Origin of the sequence: Mycobacteroides chelonae CCUG 47445, from assembly GCF_001632805.1 — a bacterium.
Taxonomy (GTDB): domain Bacteria; phylum Actinomycetota; class Actinomycetes; order Mycobacteriales; family Mycobacteriaceae; genus Mycobacterium; species Mycobacterium chelonae.
In genome coordinates this window covers 3173454-3192036 of the sequence record NZ_CP007220.1, presented here as the reverse complement: position 1 = coordinate 3192036, position 18583 = coordinate 3173454, and the positions used below count along the sequence as shown (strand labels likewise).

17 protein-coding genes are annotated in these 18583 nt (G+C 64.7%); 15 read left to right on the top strand and 2 right to left on the bottom strand.

The features are described from left to right. Positions 1-58 precede the first annotated feature (58 nt). From dxr to BB28_RS15695, 5 genes are all read left to right on the top strand, one after another. Entirely contained in the window at positions 59-1234 is a 1176-nt protein-coding gene (dxr, locus tag BB28_RS15715; protein ID WP_046254171.1) for a 1-deoxy-D-xylulose-5-phosphate reductoisomerase, read from the top strand. Beyond that, complete coding sequence (locus BB28_RS15710) at positions 1234-2469, top strand: M50 family metallopeptidase (RefSeq protein WP_046254170.1); 1236 nt, start codon at positions 1234-1236, stop codon at positions 2467-2469. The genes dxr and BB28_RS15710 overlap by 1 nt, the downstream gene beginning before the upstream one ends. Before the next feature lie 20 nt (positions 2470-2489). Beyond that, entirely contained in the window at positions 2490-3653 is a 1164-nt protein-coding gene (gene ispG, locus BB28_RS15705) for a flavodoxin-dependent (E)-4-hydroxy-3-methylbut-2-enyl-diphosphate synthase (RefSeq protein ID WP_046254169.1), read from the top strand. Between the two features lie 40 nt (positions 3654-3693). Further along, positions 3694-4566 (top strand): GNAT family N-acetyltransferase, encoded by an 873-nt coding sequence (locus tag BB28_RS15700; protein ID WP_044103990.1) that lies wholly within the window; start codon positions 3694-3696, stop codon positions 4564-4566. A 74-nt stretch (positions 4567-4640) separates the two neighbouring features. Further along, positions 4641-6458 (top strand): penicillin-binding transpeptidase domain-containing protein, encoded by a 1818-nt coding sequence (locus BB28_RS15695; protein WP_046254168.1) that lies wholly within the window; start codon positions 4641-4643, stop codon positions 6456-6458. Here BB28_RS15695 and BB28_RS15690 read toward each other — a convergent pair. Further along, positions 6455-6820 (bottom strand): VOC family protein, encoded by a 366-nt coding sequence (locus BB28_RS15690; RefSeq protein WP_046254167.1) that lies wholly within the window; start codon positions 6818-6820, stop codon positions 6455-6457. The genes BB28_RS15695 and BB28_RS15690 overlap by 4 nt on opposite strands. Before the next feature lie 116 nt (positions 6821-6936). Here BB28_RS15690 and BB28_RS15685 point away from each other — a divergent pair, with 116 nt between their 5' ends. The 5 genes from BB28_RS15685 to BB28_RS15665 all read left to right on the top strand — a co-directional run bounded on the left by BB28_RS15685 (position 6937) and on the right by BB28_RS15665 (position 11526). Continuing rightward, the gene (locus BB28_RS15685; protein ID WP_046255890.1) at positions 6937-7677 is read left to right on the top strand and encodes a L,D-transpeptidase; all 741 of its coding nucleotides are present in this window, start codon (positions 6937-6939) and stop codon (positions 7675-7677) included. A 31-nt stretch (positions 7678-7708) separates the two neighbouring features. Next, positions 7709-8569, top strand: a complete 861-nt coding sequence (map, locus tag BB28_RS15680; protein WP_046254166.1) for a type I methionyl aminopeptidase — start codon at positions 7709-7711, stop codon at positions 8567-8569. Then, positions 8566-10086: a cobyric acid synthase gene (locus BB28_RS15675; RefSeq protein WP_046254165.1), complete on the top strand. Its 1521-nt coding sequence runs from the start codon at positions 8566-8568 to the stop codon at positions 10084-10086. The genes map and BB28_RS15675 overlap by 4 nt, the downstream gene beginning before the upstream one ends. Before the next feature lie 83 nt (positions 10087-10169). Then, a complete protein-coding gene (locus tag BB28_RS15670) occupies positions 10170-10790 on the top strand; it encodes a hypothetical protein (protein WP_064393601.1) in 621 nt (206 codons plus the stop codon). 109 nt (positions 10791-10899) lie between these two features. Further along, the gene (locus BB28_RS15665; protein WP_078285373.1) at positions 10900-11526 is read left to right on the top strand and encodes an alpha/beta fold hydrolase; all 627 of its coding nucleotides are present in this window, start codon (positions 10900-10902) and stop codon (positions 11524-11526) included. A gap of 1 nt (position 11527) precedes the next feature. On the opposite strand, the gene BB28_RS15660 is transcribed toward BB28_RS15665, so the two are convergent. Further along, positions 11528-12505 (bottom strand): alpha/beta hydrolase, encoded by a 978-nt coding sequence (locus BB28_RS15660; protein WP_046254164.1) that lies wholly within the window; start codon positions 12503-12505, stop codon positions 11528-11530. Positions 12506-12612: 107 nt separating this feature from the next. Here BB28_RS15660 and mqo point away from each other — a divergent pair, with 107 nt between their 5' ends. The 5 genes from mqo to BB28_RS15635 are packed head-to-tail and all read left to right on the top strand — an operon-like array spanning position 12613 to position 18425. Then, positions 12613-14097: a malate dehydrogenase (quinone) gene (mqo, locus tag BB28_RS15655; RefSeq protein WP_046255888.1), complete on the top strand. Its 1485-nt coding sequence runs from the start codon at positions 12613-12615 to the stop codon at positions 14095-14097. Beyond that, on the top strand, positions 14094-14540 hold the full coding sequence (locus tag BB28_RS15650; RefSeq protein ID WP_046254163.1) for a GNAT family N-acetyltransferase: 447 nt from the start codon (positions 14094-14096) through the stop codon (positions 14538-14540). The genes mqo and BB28_RS15650 overlap by 4 nt, the downstream gene beginning before the upstream one ends. Further along, the gene (locus BB28_RS15645) at positions 14533-16413 is read left to right on the top strand and encodes a VWA domain-containing protein (RefSeq protein ID WP_046254162.1); all 1881 of its coding nucleotides are present in this window, start codon (positions 14533-14535) and stop codon (positions 16411-16413) included. Before BB28_RS15650 ends, BB28_RS15645 begins: the two co-directional genes overlap by 8 nt. 17 nt (positions 16414-16430) lie before the next feature. Next, on the top strand, positions 16431-17045 hold the full coding sequence (cobO, locus tag BB28_RS15640) for a cob(I)yrinic acid a,c-diamide adenosyltransferase (RefSeq protein WP_046254161.1): 615 nt from the start codon (positions 16431-16433) through the stop codon (positions 17043-17045). Between the two features lie 3 nt (positions 17046-17048). Then, positions 17049-18425 (top strand): cobyrinic acid a,c-diamide synthase CobB, encoded by a 1377-nt coding sequence (locus BB28_RS15635; protein ID WP_109550703.1) that lies wholly within the window; start codon positions 17049-17051, stop codon positions 18423-18425. Positions 18426-18583: the final 158 nt, after the last annotated feature.

Below are 18583 nucleotides of genomic sequence, written 5' to 3'. Positions count from 1 at the left end.
TGTCGAACTGCGCCGTCCGGTGGGAGTCGCGGGCTAGCCCAGGCCGCACAATATGTAGGTGACACGTAGTTCAGAGGTTTGTCGGGTGTTGCTGCTCGGCAGCACCGGATCCATCGGCACCCAGGCGCTCGAGGTCATCGCCGCCAACCCCGAGCGCTTCGAGGTCGTCGGCCTGGCCGCGGGCGGCGGCAACATCGATCTGCTGCGACAGCAGATCGACGACACCGGCGTCACCAACGTCGCGGTAGCCGATAAGCATGCCGCCGAACGCCTCGACCTACCCGTGCTGAGTGGGCCTGGTGCCGTCACTGAGCTGGTGGAGAACACCGAGGCCGACGTGGTGCTCAATGCGCTCGTCGGAGCTTTGGGTCTGCGTCCGACACTGGCCGCGCTGAAGACAGGGGCACGGCTGGCGCTGGCCAACAAGGAGTCTCTGGTGGCCGGTGGGCCGCTGGTCACCAAGGCGGCGGCTCCCGGCCAGATCGTTCCCGTCGACTCCGAGCACTCCGCGCTGGCGCAATGCCTGCGCGGCGGCACCCGTGGCGAGGTGGCACAGCTGATCCTGACCGCATCCGGCGGCCCGTTCCGGGGCTGGAGCACCCAGCAGCTCGAAGACGTCACGCCGGAGCAGGCCGGAGCGCACCCCACCTGGTCGATGGGGCCGATGAACACCCTCAACTCGGCCTCGCTGGTCAACAAGGGACTGGAACTCATCGAGACCCACCTACTGTTCGACGTGCCGTACCAGCAGATCGGTGTCGTAGTTCACCCGCAGTCGATCGTGCACTCGATGGTGACATTCACCGATGGGTCGACCCTGGCGCAGGCCAGTCCGCCTGACATGAAACTGCCCATTGCCCTGGCGCTGGGGTGGCCGGACCGGGTAAATGCCGCAGCCACGGCCTGCGATTTCAGCACCGCGTCTACCTGGGAGTTTGAGCCACTGGATGCGCAGGTGTTTCCCGCCGTCGACCTGGCCCGGAGCGCCGGAGAGGCGGGGGGATGCATGACCGCCGTCTACAACGCCGCCAACGAAACCGCGGCCGCTGCCTTCCTGGCCGGACGTATCGGATTCAGGTCGATCGTGCGAACAATTGCCGATGTGCTTGATGCCGCAGGCCAATGGGAGGGAACCTCGGGAGAACCCGCTACCGTTGACGATGTACTCGACGCGCAGCACTGGGCTGACCAGCGGGCTGCGCAATTGATCTTGGCGGAGGAAAATCGAACCTGATGGCTGCGTACGCGATCGGAATTGCGTTGTTCGCGCTGGCGATCTTGGTATCGGTGGCGCTGCACGAGTGTGGGCACATGTGGGTGGCGCAGGCCACCGGCATGAAGGTGCGTCGCTACTTCGTCGGATTCGGGCCGACATTGTGGTCCACCAAGCGCAAGAGCAACCGCGGTGCCAACGACATCATCGAGTACGGCTTCAAGGCCGTCCCACTCGGTGGCTTCTGTGATATCGCGGGCATGACCTCGGTGGAACAGCTCACTCCCGAGGAATCCGACCGTGCCATGTACAAGCAGAAGGTCTGGAAACGGGTGGCGGTGCTGTTCGCCGGACCGGCCATGAACTTCCTCATCGGCATCGTGGTCTTCTACGGCGTCGTCCTGTTCTGGGGTCTACCCGACAACAACGCGCCCACACACCCGGAGATCAAGCAGACGAGCTGCGTGGCGGCGCAAAAGAGTGCCGATCCCAAGGACATGGCGACGTGCACCGGGGAAGGGCCAGCGGCGCTCGGGGGCCTGCGCGAGGGTGACCAGGTGCTCGCCGTCGCAGGCAAGCAGCTCAGCACATCCAGCGACATGGTCACCGCGATCCGGGAGCTGCGCGGTCCGCAGGTCTTCGAGATCATCCGCGACGGCAAGCAGCAATCGCTCCTCGTCAACGTCGCCGAGACACAGCGCTGGGATGAGAAGGCAGGCAAGCTCATCTCGGTGGGTGCCGTCGGTGCCTCGCTGGGCACCTACGTGCCGCAGAAGCACTACAACCCATTGACGGCGGTTCCCGCTACCGGAAACCTCATCGGGACCGTTGCCGTCGAAACCGTAAAGGCCATCGGAAAGATCCCCACCAAGGTCGGCGCCCTCTGGGACTCCATCACCGGCAGCGAGCGGGCGATGGACACTCCGATGAGCATCGTCGGTGCGAGCCGCATGGGCGGCGAGACGGTCGAGCACGACATGTGGATCATGTTCTGGATACTGTTGGCGCAGCTCAACTTTGCGCTCGGTGCCATCAATTTGTTGCCGTTGCTGCCGTTCGACGGAGGGCACATCGCGGTGGCCACCTACGAGAAGCTCCGCAACATGGTCCGGTCGGCGCGCGGGCTCGCGGCAGGAGCTCCCGTCAACTACATGAAGTTAATGCCGGCGACATATCTCGTTTTGGTGGTGGTGGTCGGCTACATGCTGCTGACGATCACCGCCGACATCGTCAACCCGATTAGACTTTTTCAGTAGCGATCCAAACGGAGGATCACATGACCAGCCTGGGCATTCCGAGTGCACCGCCGCCGACACTGTCGCCGCGGCGCAAGACACGTCAGCTCATGGTCGGAAACGTCGGGGTGGGCAGCGACTCGCCGGTGTCGGTCCAGTCGATGTGCACCACCAAGACCCACGACGTGAACTCGACCCTGCAGCAGATCGCCGAGCTGACCGCCTCCGGCTGCGACATCGTGCGCGTCGCCTGTCCGCGGCAGGAGGACGCCGATGCGCTCTCCGAGATCGCCCGTAAGAGCAAGATCCCGGTCATCGCCGATATTCACTTCCAGCCCAAGTACATCTTCGCGGCGATCGACGCCGGTTGTGCGGCGGTGCGCGTGAATCCGGGGAACATCAAAGAGTTCGACGGCCGCGTCAAGGAGGTCGCCAAGGCCGCCGGTGACGCCGGGATCCCGATCCGCATCGGCGTGAACGCGGGCTCGCTCGATCCGCGCATTCTGGGCAAGTACGGCAAGGCGACACCAGAGGCACTCGTCGAGTCGGCGCTATGGGAGGCCGGCCTGTTCGAAGAGCACGGCTTCGGAGACATCAAGATCAGCGTGAAGCACAACGACCCGGTGATCATGGTCGCTGCCTATGAATTGCTCGCCTCGCAATGCGATTACCCGCTCCACCTCGGTGTCACCGAGGCCGGCCCGGCATTCCAGGGCACCATCAAGTCGGCCGTCGCCTTCGGTGCGCTGTTGTCCAAGGGCATCGGCGACACCATCCGGGTGTCCCTCTCGGCGCCGCCCGCCGAGGAAATCAAGGTGGGCAACCAGATCCTGGAATCGCTCAATCTGCGTCCGCGGAAGCTGGAGATCGTGTCTTGCCCGTCCTGTGGCCGCGCGCAGGTGGATGTCTACACCCTGGCCAACGCAGTTTCCGCCGGGCTTGAGGGTATGGAGGTGCCACTGCGCGTCGCGGTCATGGGATGCGTCGTGAACGGACCGGGTGAGGCTCGCGAGGCCGACCTGGGGGTGGCATCCGGAAACGGCAAGGGACAGATCTTCGTGAAGGGCGAGGTCATCAAGACCGTGCCGGAGGCGCTGATCGTCGAGACACTCATCGATGAGGCCATGCGCCTGGCCGAGGAGATGGGCACCGAGATCGGAACCGACGGAACTCCTCCTGGCCAGCCGGTCGTGACCGTAAGCTGAACATAGCTCGGCGTAACGGGACACACGGGAGCGATTGCCGATGACGACAACACTGCCGGCGCACGGAGCGCCCGGAGCGTCGTCGTCCGATGCCGTTCGCGTCCTCGGACTATCGGATACCGAGGCGGTGCGTGCGGTCTTGGACGCCGACCCGGTGGCTTCCTGCATGCTCGCCGCACGCGTCGAGGCTCGCGGCGCCGATCCCACGGCCATCGGTGGCGAGATCTGGTCCACGGGAGCGTTGACGGATTCCCTGTGCTTCGTCGGGACCACGATCATTCCTCTGGCAGGCGGTCCCGAGGCCACTCGGTTGTTTGCCGAACGCGCCATTGAGCAGCACCGGATCTGTCCCTCCCTGGTCGGCCCGGCCGATGTGGTGCTCGACATGTGGGGCCATCTCGATCCGGTCTGGGGCCCCGCGCGCGAAGTCCGCGCCTGCCAGCCCCTGCTGGCGATGCTCGACGCGCCGACATGTGCCGTCGACTCCGCGGTACGGCAGGTGCGCGCCGAGGAACTCGACCAGTATTTGAACGCTTCGATCCAGATGTTCATCGGCGAGATGGGTGTCGATCCGCGCAACGGTGATGGCGGCCGTGGGTACCGGCGGCGGGTGGCCGGCCTTATCGAGGCGGGCAGGGCGTGGGCACGTTTCGAGGATGGGCGGGTCATCTTCAAAGCGGAGATCGGATCGCAATCGCGGTGCGTGAGCCAGATCCAGGGCGTATGGGTTGACCCGGAGTTCCGTGGCCGCGGACTCGGCACTGCCGGGGTGGCCGCCGTGGCGGCAGCGGTCCATCGCAGCAGCCGCATCCCCAGCCTGTACGTGAACAGCTTCAATGAAGTGGCCCGTGCGTCCTATGCCCGGGCAGGATTTACGCGCATCGGCACATTCGCGACCGTTCTCGTTAGCTGATTCTGGCGAGCTAGTGCTCGCTACGTCCGTGCGCCTGCGGGGTTTTGGAGGCTCACGGCCATAACATCGACCCGATGTTCAGACGTGTGTGGTCCCTGCCGTTGTTCGGCACCGCCCTGTTGGTGGCCGGCGCGGTCGCGTGCACCCCGCGCCCCGACGGGCCCGGCCCGGTCGCAGAGAAGTTCTTCGAGGCGCTGGCCAACGGTGACACCGCCTCGGCGGCGAAGATGACCGATGACCCCGATGGCGCGAAAGTGGGTTTGGATCAAGCTTTCTCGGGCTTACAGGCAACCTCATTCAAGGCCGCCGTGAACGGATCGCAATACACTCAGGACACCGGTAGCGCCGACGCGACGTACGTCTGGCAATTGCCCAGAAAGCGCACCTGGACCTATAGCGGGCGCCTGGAGATGCTGCGTACCGCGGGCAGTTGGCAGGTCCGCTGGGCGCCGAGCGACCTGCACCCCAAACTCGGTGAGCGCCAATCGCTCTCGCTGCGGACCGATCCAGCCAAGCGGGCAACCGTCAACGAGTCGGGCGGTACGACGGTGCTGGCGCCGGCCAACCTGTACAAGATCTCCTTCGACGCGTCGCAGGCCGGTAAATCGCTGATGAGCACCGCCACCGCGCTGGCCGATGCCATCCGCCCCTACGACGACCAGATCAACGCTGCCTCCCTGGCTGAGCAGGCGAGCGCCCAAACCTCGCCGATGAATCTCATCACGCTGCGCAAGGACGATTGGGACAAGGTTTCCATCGCGCTGGAGACGCGGCCAGGGGCATTGCGACCCGGCGTGGTGATGACACAGATCGCCGATCTGCTGCCTACCGATGATCGCTTCGCACCCGATATCGTCGCGCAGGTCAAGAAGGCAGTACTCGATGAGCTCGATGGTGAGGCCGGCTGGCGGGTGGTCAGTGTCAACCAGAACGGTGTTGACACCGCGGTGCTCAACGAGGTGAAACCCAATCCGGCGCCGTCGAAGACGATCAGCCTGGATCGTGCCGTGCAGAACGCGGCGCAGAACGCAGTCAACACCCGCGGTCAAAAGGCCATGATGGTGGTGATCAAGCCGTCGACAGGGGAGATCCTGGCGGTCGCGCAGAACGCCGCTGCCAATGCCGACGGGCCACTGGCCACCACGGGTCTGTTTCCGCCCGGATCGACATTCAAGATCATCACCGCGGGTGCTGCGCTCGAGCGTGGGATGGCTACTCCGGACACCCTGGTGGGCTGCCCAAAGCGAGTCACCATCGGAGACCGCAGTATCCCCAACTACAACGAGTTCGATCTCGGCACGGTGCCCATGTGGCGGGCCTTCGCGAATTCGTGCAACACAACCTTCGCCAAACTGGCCAGTGAGATGCCGTTGGACGGTTTGACCGTCGCCGCTTCGCAATTCGGCATCGGTCCGGACTACGACGTCGCGGGGATCCCCACCATCTCCGGAAACGTGCCGCCCACCGTGAACCTGACTGAACGCACCGAGGATGGTTTCGGACAGGGCAAGGTGCTGGTCACGCCGTTCGGCATGGCGCTGGCTGCGGCAACCGTCGCCAATGGAAAAACGCCTGTACCGCAGCTGATCTCGGGCCAGACCACCGGAATCACCGGTGAGCGTCCGCCGGTGACGTCCACAATGATCGACGGCCTGCGCGGCATGATGCGCGAGACCGTGCTCAGCGGTACCGCGATGGACCTCAAGGGCGAGGGTTCGGTCTACGGGAAGACCGGTGAGGCCGAGTTCCCGGGCGGTTCGCACGCCTGGTTCGCCGGGTATCGCGGCGACATGGCCTTCGCCACGCTGGTCGTCGGGGGCGGCGGCTCGGAAGCCGCTGTGCGGGCCACCCGGGTCATGTTCCAGTCCCTACCGCCGGACTACCTGGCCTAGTCGGCGCTTGGCGCCAGCACGCAGAATTCGTTGCCCTCGGGATCGCCGAGCACAATCCAGCTTGATTGGCCCTGGCCGATGTCAATTCTGGTAGCGCCATGTGCCAGAAATCGGTCCACCGCAGCCTGCTGGTCGGCACCACGAAAGTCCAGGTGCAACCGGTTCTTGGCCACCTTCCGGTCGGGGGTCCCCAGGAAGAACAAGGACGGCGGATGTCGGTCGGGCTGGAACACCTCGACGGCCCCGTCATCGTCGATCGCGTACGGCCACTCCAGCGCGTCGGCCCACCAACGGCCGAGTGTGGCCGCATCATGGCAGTCGATCACAATCGCTTCTAATGTGAGTCCGGCGGACAGCCCCATGAAGCCGATTGTGCTCGCTGTCGCTAACGTTCCGCCAGGCGATTACGAACTACCATGTAGTAAAACAGCATCCAGGGAGGATCGAGAGCTTGCGCAGAGCATTTCGGAGTGTGCTTGTGGTGACCGGGCTCGCCAGCCTCCTGATGAACGTGGCCATCACCACACCAGCGACCCTCGGCCAGGCAATGGCCGCATCCCCTCGGGGGGTGGCGTCCGTCTCACCCACACCGGGTCAGACGGTGGGGGTGGCCATGCCGGTGACGGTTCATTTCGCGGCCCCTGTCGCCGATCGGCCCGCCGCGGAGCGTTCCATCAATTTCTCCGCGTCGAAGGTTCCGGCCGGGACATTCAGCTGGGTGGACGATGCGACGGTTCGTTTCACTCCTCGTGAATATTGGCCCGCGCACTCGTCGATCACGGTGTCCGTGAACGGCGTGAGCGGTATGAAGTACAAGTTCCAGACCGGCTCGGAGGTACTGGGCATCGCCAGCATCAGCGCGCACACGTTCACGGTCAAGATCGACGGCACGGTCATGCGTGAAATGCCCGCATCGATGGGAAAGCCCAAGCACCCCACGCCGGTCGGCTCGTTCACCGCCCTGGAGAAGCAGAGTCCGGTAGTCATGGATTCGCGGACCATCGGTATTCCGCTGAATGATCCGGAGGGCTACAAGCTGACCGTGTATTACGCGGTGCGGGTCACCTGGGGTGGAGTCTATGTGCACAGTGCCCCGTGGTCGACGGGAGCGCAGGGTAATTCGAACGTCAGCCACGGCTGCATCAACCTGAGTCCCGACAACGCGGCCTGGTACTACAACACCGTCGGTATCGGCGACCCCATCGTCATCAACGCGTAGCGGTCTCGGCAGGCCCCGCTACGCTGCCTTCATGACTGTTCGTGCCGCATTGCGTCCGGGAACGCTGTCTCCCGAGCGCCAGGTTCCCGTGTCGATCGACCGCCCCGAGTACGTGGGCAAGTCCAAGGTCGCGGAAGCCATCGGGGAGCCGTACGTCCAGACACCCGAGGTCGTCGACAAGATGCGCGTCGCCGGCAGGATCGCGGCGCAGGCGCTGGCGCTTGCCGGTGAGGCCGTGGCCCCCGGGGTCACCACCGACGAGCTGGACCGGATCGCCCACGACTACATGGTTTCCCAGGGTGCTTACCCGTCAACGCTGGGGTACAAGGGATTCCCCAAGTCGTGCTGCACGTCGCTCAACGAGATCATCTGCCACGGGATACCGGACTCGACCGTGATCGAGGACGGCGACATCGTCAACATCGACGTCACCGCCTACATCGACGGCGTGCACGGAGACACCAATGCCACCTTCCTGGCCGGGAATGTCTCCGAGGAACACCGCCTCCTGGTAGACCGCACCCGGGAGGCAACCATGCGGGCCATCAATGCCGTCAAGCCGGGCCGGGCACTCAGCGTCGTCGGACGGGTGATCGAGGCCTACGCAAAGCGTTTCGGTTACAACGTGGTTCGCTCCTTCACCGGGCACGGTGTGGGCCCCACGTTCCACAACGGACTCATCGTGCCGCACTACGACGACCCCGATCTGGACATCGTCATCGAGCCGGGCATGACGTTCACCATCGAACCGATGATCAACCTCGGATCGCTGGACTATGAGATCTGGGATGACACCTGGACCGTGGCGACCACTGATAAGCAATGGACCGCGCAGTTCGAGCACACCATGGTGGTCACCGACGACGGAGTAGAGATTCTGACACTGCCATGACCGGCGCCGTGTCTGGCGCGCTGCTGGTAGGGGGCGTCAGCTCCGATGCCGGTAAGAGTCTGGTGGTCACCGGCCTGTGTCGGCTACTGGCCCGCAAGGGGATTCGTGTCGCGCCGTTCAAGGCGCAAAACATGTCCAACAACTCCGTGGTGACGATGGACGGGGGAGAGATCGGACGCGCGCAGGCATTGCAGGCACGCGCCTGCGGGCTGGAACCTTCCGTCCGATTCAATCCGGTACTCCTCAAGCCCGGCAGCGACCGGACTTCGCAGCTGGTGGTACGCGGGCAGGCGACAGGGAACGTCAGCGCGCGTTCCTACATCGAGCATCGCGAGGAACTGCGGCAGGTCGTTGCCGCGGAATTATGTTCGCTGCGTGCGGAATTCGATGTGGTTATCTGCGAGGGTGCCGGCTCGGTCGCCGAAATCAACCTGCGAGCCACCGATATCGCCAACATGGGGCTGGCGCAGGCAGCGGGCCTGCCGGTGGTGCTGGTCGGTGATATCGACCGGGGCGGTGTGCTGGCCCACCTGTTCGGATCGGTGGGCGTGCTCGAGCCCGCGGATCAACGACTCGTCGCCGGATTCATCGTCAACAAGTTCCGCGGTGATCGCACACTGCTGGATCCGGGGCTGGAGCAGCTCGCCGCGCTGACCGGTCGAACCACCTACGGTGTGCTGCCCTACGACGACCAATTATGGCTTGATGCAGAGGATTCGGTTTCTGTGGTGGCGTCGGCTCAGGTGGGCCGCCCCGCCACACCGATCGGGCGGGAGTGGCTTCGGGTGGCCGCGGTGCGCCTGCCCCGAATCTCCAACTCGACCGATATCGAGGCCATCGCCTGCGAGCCCGGGGTGATCGTGCGGTGGGTGGCGCATCCCGCCGACATCGCCGATGCCGATGTAGTGGTCCTTCCCGGCACCAAGTCCACCGTTGCCGATCTTGCCTGGATGCGAGGCAATGGGATCGCCGATGCGGTTGTCGCACACGCCCGTTCGGGCGGCCCGGTGCTGGGCATTTGTGGTGGGTTCCAGATGCTTGCCACCACGATCGACGATCGCGTCGAGTCGGGTGCCGGTGCGGTCAGCGGCTTGGGTCTGCTCGATATCGACATCGCCTTCCAACCGGTTAAGACACTGCGGCACTGGCGGTCTCCGGGGTTGACTGGCTATGAGATCCACCACGGAACGGTCACCCGCTCGGCGGTGTCGCCGTGGCTGACTGAGCATCACGAGGGCGCTGCCCATGGTGCGGTCCGGGGCACCCATTGGCATGGACTGCTGGACAACGACGATTTCCGGCGCACATGGCTCACCGAGGCGGCGTCCGCCGCCGGACGCTCGGGATTCACCGTCGCGGCGGATACCAACGTCGCGGACCGCCGCGCGGCCCAACTGGACAGATTGGCCGATCTCATCGACACCCACATCGACGTCGATGCGCTGGCAGCCGTGTGGCGAGAAGCCGGCCGTCCGGGATCAGACCGGTCGTATCCGGTAATCGAGCACAGTCGGTGATTGGGGCGCGAGTCGAATAGCCTGTGCGGGTGCACCGGGGCTTCAGGAACATCACAGCTATCGCAGCATTCACACTGGCGCTTGTGGGCTGCACCCAGACGGTGCCGGGTACCGCCACATGGCCGGGGGCGCGTATCGCGCAGTCGCTCCTGACGGCCGATGAGCTGCCGCAGGGCGCCAAGTACGACAGGGTTGTCGCCGATCTGGGGCCCGTGACGGTCAACAACCAGCAGGTAATCGGTGCGATGCCCTCGAATCCGCAAGGATGCGCGGACGGTTTGTCGCCCCGTTTGGCCAATGCGGGTAGAGCAGGCCCCGAGAACACCGCGCGATACATCGCGCGGTTCAACGGCGCGAACATCATCGTCAGCCTGTTGCGCGACACCATCGACCTGACCAACGTGCAAGCGGTGGCGACCCGGTGCGCCAAGTACGAGGTGTTCTTCGACAAGAACTCGCCCGGGACACCGATGATCACCGATCCGGTGTCAGGCGGACCTGTCGGTGTCCTCGTCTACAAGCAAACAATGATCATGCCCAAGGGCACGACTTCGCGGTACATGGCTTTCGCGAATGTCCGGGGCGTGGCGATGGTGGCGACATCCTTCGACCTGCGCGATCCGTCGGTCAAGGCAGTCGCGACCATGCCCCATACCTTCCTGGACATCGTGGCGAAACAGGTCGACAAGATCGAACGCACCTGACGGCTCTGGGTGAAAGTTTCCTGAAAGGGCTGGTTAAAAGCCCAACCGGAACGGTCGTACTCAGGTAGCGTGCGCCCATGCCCAAGGTCTTCGCGCAAGCGGCTCATCTATGAGTCCGCCGCCCGAGCTTCGCCCCCCGCGCCCAGGGCCTCCACCTGCGCGTGACGGTGAATTGCACCAGGTCGTCACGATTGACGGCCGAACGGTGCAGGTCAACGTTTCGGGGCCGGATAAGGGAACCACCGTCGTCATGCTGGCCGCGGCCGGGCATTTCGCGCTCAGTTATCGCTCGGTATGCGAGCGGCTGCACACCGCGGGGCTGCGCACCGCGGTGATCGGCCACGACCCACATCTTCATGCCAAGGCCATCACCGGAGTGCTCGACGACATCGGCGTCAAAGTTGCGCTCCTGGTAGGAGATCGTGCCGGCGGCGAGCTGGCCTGGGATCTGGCTGCTAGCAAACTCGACAGGTTTATTGGTCTCGTGGCGATCGACCGCGGACACCCGCGGGTGGCCGACCGTGCCGGGCTGATCCGGGACAAGCACTGCCCGCCGGTGGAGATCAACACCACCGTGTTGGTCACCTCGGACGCGACCCGTGCCATCGCCCGCGCCAGCCAGCGTTTCGTCTACGGCGACTATCGGATTGTCGAACTGATGGGCCGCCGATCGGCGACTCGTGACCTCACTCCGGAACTGGCGGCCGAGGTGGTCCTGCGCAGCAGCTCCTGGTGAGCTAGCTGCCCGCCTCGTACCAGTCCAGCCAGGAGTTCAGCTCCCGGTAGGCCCGTAGGCGTGGTTCCGCGACCGACAAGAACACATCGTGTTTGGCATCGGGGATCGGGATGACCCGTTGATGGTTACCGATGCATCCCGCCCATCGCGCGATTTGCTGAACATCCAGGACCGCATCACCGTGTAGTGCCGCCGCCGGGCTGATGTCGCCCGGGAGGCTGCGATCCGAGCGCAGGATCACGTTGGGTACCCCGACGTCCAGGCCGCGATGTAGTTCTGCGTGCCCACGCCGGATCGCACTGATCCACCCGAACCGCACCGGAAATCCGCCGACCGGCTTCCATTCCAGGTTGTAGTCGAACTCACCGTGGAAATCCTTGTGCAGGCTCGCTCCGTACGCGCCTTCGTGCGGAAGCGGGATCGCCTGTTTGGCGCGGAACCTCGAAATCGCGTTGACGGCCGCGGTGGTGCCGCCGCTGCGGAGGAGGGGACGACCCTGAAGATCCAGCCAGGGGCTGTTGAGGATGAGACCCGAGACATCGCCCAGGCCGGCGGCCACCCGTAGACGGTTGAGCCACAGCGAGACGATCAGCCCGCCGGCGGAGTGCCCGTACACGAGCAGCGGTGCACCCGCGCAGTGTCCGGTGATGATGTTCACCGCGGCGTTGAGCTCGACGTCGTAGAGCGATAGATCGCTGATGTAGTGCGGGGTTTGGTGAGCGCGCCGGGAACGCCCGCATTTACGCAAGTCGAGTGCGAAGAAGCGATAGCCGCGGGCCGAGAAATGTTCGGCAAGCTCGGTGTGGAAGAAGTAGTCGGTATATCCGTGCACCATCAGCACCGCGCGCCCGCTATCCGGCTGAATTTCCGGCCGCACCAGTGTGGCGGTAATTACACCTTCGCCGTCAGGGTCAATGCCCAGTTCAATGGTCTTTCGAAGGTAGCCATCGAGGACATCGGATTCCCATGTCACGGGCATAGCCTAGTTGAAGGAATGACTGAATTACCCGCGCGATAACCTGTGTGTACTCCCCGGTAGTGGCGAAGCGTTGCCACTCCATCAGATTCGAAAAGGACAGTGAACCGGTGTCAAAAGCGCAGGTGGAGCAGACAGACGTTGCCCTGATTGGGTCAGGGATCATGAGCGCGACGCTCAGCGCCTTGCTGCGATTGGTCGAACCGGACCTGTCGATCACCGTGATCGAGCGCCTTGATGCGGCCGCCAGCGAAAGCAGCGACCCGTGGAACAACGCGGGTACCGGGCACTCGGCGCTCTGCGAGCTCAACTACACGCCGCAGAAGGCAGATGGCTCGATCGACATCACCAAGGCCATCACCGTCAACGAGCAGTTCCAGGTGTCGCGCCAGTTCTGGGCCTACGCCGTCGAGAATGGCGTGCTGCCTGACGTCCGCGGATTCCTCAACCCCATCCCGCATGTGAGCTACGTGCACGGAGCCGACAAGGTCGAGTTCCTCCGTAAGCGCCACGAGGCGTTGGTCGGCAACCCGTTGTTCGCGAAGATGGAATTCATCAACGACGACGACGAGTTCGCGCGCCGTCTGCCGCTCATGGCCGCCGGACGCGATTTCTCCGATCCGGTGGGGTTGAACTGGAGCCAGGACGGCACCGATGTCGACTTCGGTGAGCTGTCAAAGCAGCTGGTGGGCTTCGGAGTTCGTACTGGTACCAACGCGATTTTCGGTGTCGAGGTCCGCAACATCAGCCGTGAGAGCGACGGCGGATGGCTTCTCAAGCTGGTCAACGGCCGTACGGGCGAGAAGCGCAAGCTCAAGGCCAAGTTCGTGTTCGTCGGCGCCGGTGGTGGGGCTCTGGGTCTGCTGCAGAAGGCCGGAATCCCGGAAGCTAAGGGCTTCGGCGGATTCCCGGTGAGTGGCGCCTTTTTGCGCACCAACAACACCGATCTCACCGAGGGACACAAGGCCAAGGTGTACGGCTTCCCGCCGCTCGGTGCACCGCCGATGTCCGCGCCGCACCTGGATACCCGCGTGATCAACGGCAAGGAATGGCTGCTTTTCGGACCGTTCGCCGGGTGGTCGCCCAAGTTCCTGAAGATGGGCAAGATCACCGATTTGCCCTCGACCGTGAAGCCCAACAACCTGGCGTCGATGATCGGTGTGGGTCTGACTGAGTTCGGTCTGGTGAACTTCCTGCTGAGCCAGCTGCGTCTGACACCGGACGATCGAATCGACATGCTGCGCGAATTCGCGCCCAAGGCACAGCGTTCCGACTGGGAGCTGATCACCGCCGGGCAGCGCGTACAGGTTATTCGGCCGGCCAAGGGCAAGGGTGGTGCGCTCGAATTCGGCACTATGGTGCTCAATTCGGCCGACGGAAGCATCGCCGGCCTACTCGGGGCGTCGCCGGGTGCATCCACCGCGGTACCCGCCATGCTCGACGTCATGCAGCGTTGTTTCCCTGACCGGTTCGCGAACTGGATGCCCAAACTCAAGGAAATGATTCCGTCGCTCGGTATCAGCCTGTCGGACGAGCCGTCACTGTTCGGTGAGGTATGGGACTGGGGGACACAGGTTCTCGGCCTGGAGCAGTGAGTACGGGGTGGTCCTGGTCGGCTGACCTGGACGCCGCGACGCTCTATGGATTGCTGCGGTTGCGTGCCGAAGCATTCATCGTCGGCCAGAACTGCGCCTATCAGGATCTCGACGGCCGCGATCTCGAACCCGAGACCCGGCATTTCTGGATCAAGAACGAGCACGGCGATGTCGTCAGCGGCCTGCGCCTGCTTGCGGATCCCGGCGGATCGGGTTACTGGATCGGACGGGTGTGCACGGCGGCCGAGGAGCGTGGCCGCGGACACGCGGCGCGCCTGGTCCGTGCGGTACTGACAGAGATCGACGGCGCACGCTGTCGTCTGAATGCGCAGGCACACCTGAAGGACATGTATGGCAAGCTGGGATTCGTGGTCTCCGGTGATGAATTCCTCGAGGACGAGATTCCGCATGTGCCCATGACCTGGATGGCCGGAAATGGCTAGCACCACAGACGTTCCGGGGTATCCGCTCAGTGCGATAGTCGGGCACGACCAGTTGCGGCTGGCACTCGTGCTCTCCGCGGTACGCCCCGATATCGGTGGAGTGCTCATTCGTGGAGAGAAGGGCACCGCCAAGTCAACGGCGGTCCGTGCGTTGACGTCAGTGCTGCGAACAGTCGATGGTGCGCGTCTGGTCGAGTTACCGATCGGCGCGACAGAGGATCGGGTGGTCGGATCCCTCGACCTGCAAAAGGTCTTGCGCGATGGCGAACACGCTTTCTCCCCAGGGCTTCTGGCGCGTGCCGACGGCGGCGTGCTGTACGTGGACGAGGTCAACCTGCTGCACGACCATCTAGTTGACGTGATCCTCGATGCGGCGGCGATGGGCCGGGTGCATGTCGAGCGTGACGGCGTATCCCATTCTTACGATGCGCGATTCGTATTGATCGGCACCATGAATCCCGAAGAAGGAGAGCTGCGTCCACAGCTGCTCGACCGTTTCGGATTCGCGGTCGATGTACATGCCTCTCGCGATGTGGCGGTGCGCGCCGAGGTCATCCGTAGGCGCCTTGCGTACGAGGCTGACCCGGCCGGGTTCGTGACGCGGTACGCATCCGAGGAAGCCGAGCTGGCGGCGCGGATTGCCGATGCCCGGCGCCTGCTGCCGCGAGTCGTCCTGCCCGACGCCGAACTACAGCGTGTCGCGGCATTGTGCGCGGCCTTCGATGTGGACGGGATGCGTGCCGATCTGGTGGTGGCGCGCGCCGCCGTTGCTCATGCCGCATGGCGTGGTGCCGAGGTGGTCGGTGAGCCCGATATCAGGGTGGCCGCCGAGTTGGCGCTGCCGCACAGGCGGCGCCGGGACCCGTTCGACGAACCCGGCCTGGATCCCGAACAGCTTGACCAGGCGATGCGCGATAGCGCGCCGCCGCAGGATCACGGTGCAGGCAACGACGATCCGGATCCCGATCCAGACGGCCCCGGTGGCGGCACGCCGGAACCTTCCGCAAACCCGCCCAAAACCGATGATTCACAGCAGGGTTCGTCGTCGGCACCGGCTCCCCCACGGCAGAGCCCGGCACCTTCTGCGACCTTTCGCGCCAAGACGTTTCGAGTGCCCGGCGTCGGTATGGGAGCCCCGGGACGACGCTCGGCCGCACGCAACCGCACCGGCAAGGTCATCGCCCCGAGCTCCGATGAGGGATTCGGGGTACACGTAATCGGCACGCTGATGTCCGCGGCAGGCCGGGTGACCGAACCCGGCAGACTGCCCAAGCCGGTGCTGTCCGATCTGCAGTGGGCCATCAGGGAAGGCCGCGAAGGCAATCTGGTGATTTTCGTAGTCGATGCTTCCGGGTCGATGGCGGCACGTCAGAAGATGTCGGCGGTCAGTGGTGCCACCTTGTCGCTGCTGCGCGATGCGTATCAGCGACGCGACAAGGTTGCGGTCATCACTTTCCGCGGTCAGCAAGCGGCCATGCTGCTGGCGCCGACGAGCTCGACGCATATCGCGGGGCGCAAGCTGCAGCAGTTCGATACCGGCGGTAAAACACCGCTGGCACAAGGACTTTTAGCGGCTCGCGATCTGGTGGCCCGCGAGCGTGGCCGCGATCCGCACCGCCGTGCGCTGGTGGTGGTGCTCACCGACGGCCGCGCTACCGGCGGGCCTGATCCGTTGGGCCGGACGCGTCGAGCCGCGGGGATGTTGCGCGCCGAACAGGTTGCGTGTGTGGTGATCGATTGCGAGACATCTTTCGTAAGAATGGATCTGGCAGTCACGCTGGCCCAGCAGCTTGATGCGCCGGTGATCCAGTTGGATCATCTGAACGCTGACCGGCTTGCCGGCGTGGTGCGCGGCGCCACCGCCGCCGCGTGAGATAGCGGAGGGGTCTAATGCCACAGGGACAACCGCTGGTGGTGCCCGAGGACGGGCTCACCACCAAGGCGCGACGGAACGCACCGATACTGGCTGTGCACACGGGTGCCGGAAAAGGTAAGTCCACCGCCGCTTTTGGTATGGCGTTGCGGGCCTGGCATCACGGTGCAGACGTCGCTGTGTTCCAGTTCGTCAAGAGTGCGAAGTGGCGGGTCGGCGAGGAGTCGGTCTTCGGTGAGCTCGGTAAGCTGCACGACGAGCACGGGATCGGCGGCTCGGTGCAATGGCACAAGATGGGTTCGGGGTGGTCCTGGTCGCGTAAGTCGGGTACTGAGACCGACCACGCCGCCGATGCGGCCGCCGGATGGGCCGAGATCGCGCGGCGGCTGGCCGCGGAGGAACACGGCTTTTACGTGCTCGACGAGTTCACCTACCCGCTCAAGTGGGGGTGGGTGGATCTGGACGAAGTTGTCGAAGTGCTTCGTTCCCGGCCTGGCACGCAGCATGTGGTCATCACCGGACGCGACGCGCCACAACAACTTCTGGATGCCGCCGATCTGGTGACCGAGATGACGAAGATCAAGCATCCGATGGACCAGGGCCGCAAGGGCCAACGCGGTATCGAATGGTAGAGCGTGGGGTCCGCTAGCGTTCCCGCGGTCGTGATTGCCGCTCCCTCCTCGGGAAGCGGGAAGACCACGGTGGCCACGGGTTTGATGGGCGCGTTGCGGCGGGCCGGGCACGTGGTGGCGCCGTTCAAGGTGGGGCCGGACTACATCGATCCCGGATATCACAGCCTGGCGACCGGTAAGCCGGGCCGCAACCTCGACAGCGTGCTGGTGGGTTCGGAGTTGATCGGCCCGTTGTTCCGCCACGGCGCGCTCGGTGCGGATATCGCCGTGGTGGAAGGCGTCATGGGCCTCTTCGATGGGCGGATCGCCGACGAGAAGGGCTCAACGGCCGAGATTGCCGGCCTGCTTAACGCGCCGGTGGTCTTGGTAGTGGATGTCAAGGGACACAGCCAGAGTCTGGCGGCGCTGTTGCACGGATTCGTGGTGTACGCCGCGGAGGCGGGAGTCAGGATCGCTGGCGTGATTCTCAATCGGGTGGGGTCGGCACGGCATCGGGCGATCCTCACGGCGGCAGTCGAGCGTGCCGGACTATCAGTACTGGGTGCGTTGCCGCGTACCGAGAAGTTGTCGGTTCCTTCGCGCCACCTGGGACTGGTGACGGCTGTCGAACACGGCCAGGCGGCCCTCGATGCGGTGGACGCGATGACCCACTTGGTCGCCGAACATGTGGACCTGCCCGCGATCGTCGCTGCCGCGCGTAGCGACGTGGCGACGGGTGCGTGGGATCCGGTGGACGTTGTCGGTGCCCCGGTGGTCGGCGGGCCGGTGGTCGCGTTGGCGGCCGGTCATGCGTTCACGTTCGGATATGCCGAGCATCGTGAGCTGTTGGCCGCGGCGGGTGCGGTGGTAGCCGAGTTCGACCCGCGCCGTGACGCCCTGCCCGACGAGACCTCCGCCCTGGTGCTCCCGGGTGGATTCCCGGAACAGTTCGCCACCGATCTGTCGTCCAATGAGCCACTGCGTCAACAGGTCCGTGAGATGTCCGGACCGATACACGCCGAATGCGCCGGCCTCACCTACCTGTGCAACGACCTTGACGGGGCTCCGATGTGTGGCGTGATCGACGCGCATGCCCGCTTCACCGACTCGCTTACCCTCGGATACCGCGAGGCGGTGTCGATCACCGGCTCCACCCTCTTTGATGAGGGAGAACGGTTGAGCGGGCACGAGTTTCATCGCACCACGGTCGACTACCGCGACGACACCCGGCAGCCCGCCTGGGCCTGGAGTGCTGCCGGCGGCATCCGCCGCGAAGGGGTGGTGGCGGGAGCAGGGCGCATTCACGCCTCGTATCTACACACGCATCCAGCGGCGAACGCCGGCGCGGTGGCGAGATTTGTGTCACGAGCGATGATGGAGGGGCGTAGACCGCGACTTTGAGCCGAGGGGCCTGGTGGCAGATCCTGCAGAAGGCAGAGATCTGACCTCAGGGCTATTCGCCCTATCAGGGGCTGATGTATGGCCCAGGGATCGCGCGGAAGACCTCGGGTGTCGCTGTCCCGCTCCCATTCCTTATCGGGCCACTCGGGATGCTCTAT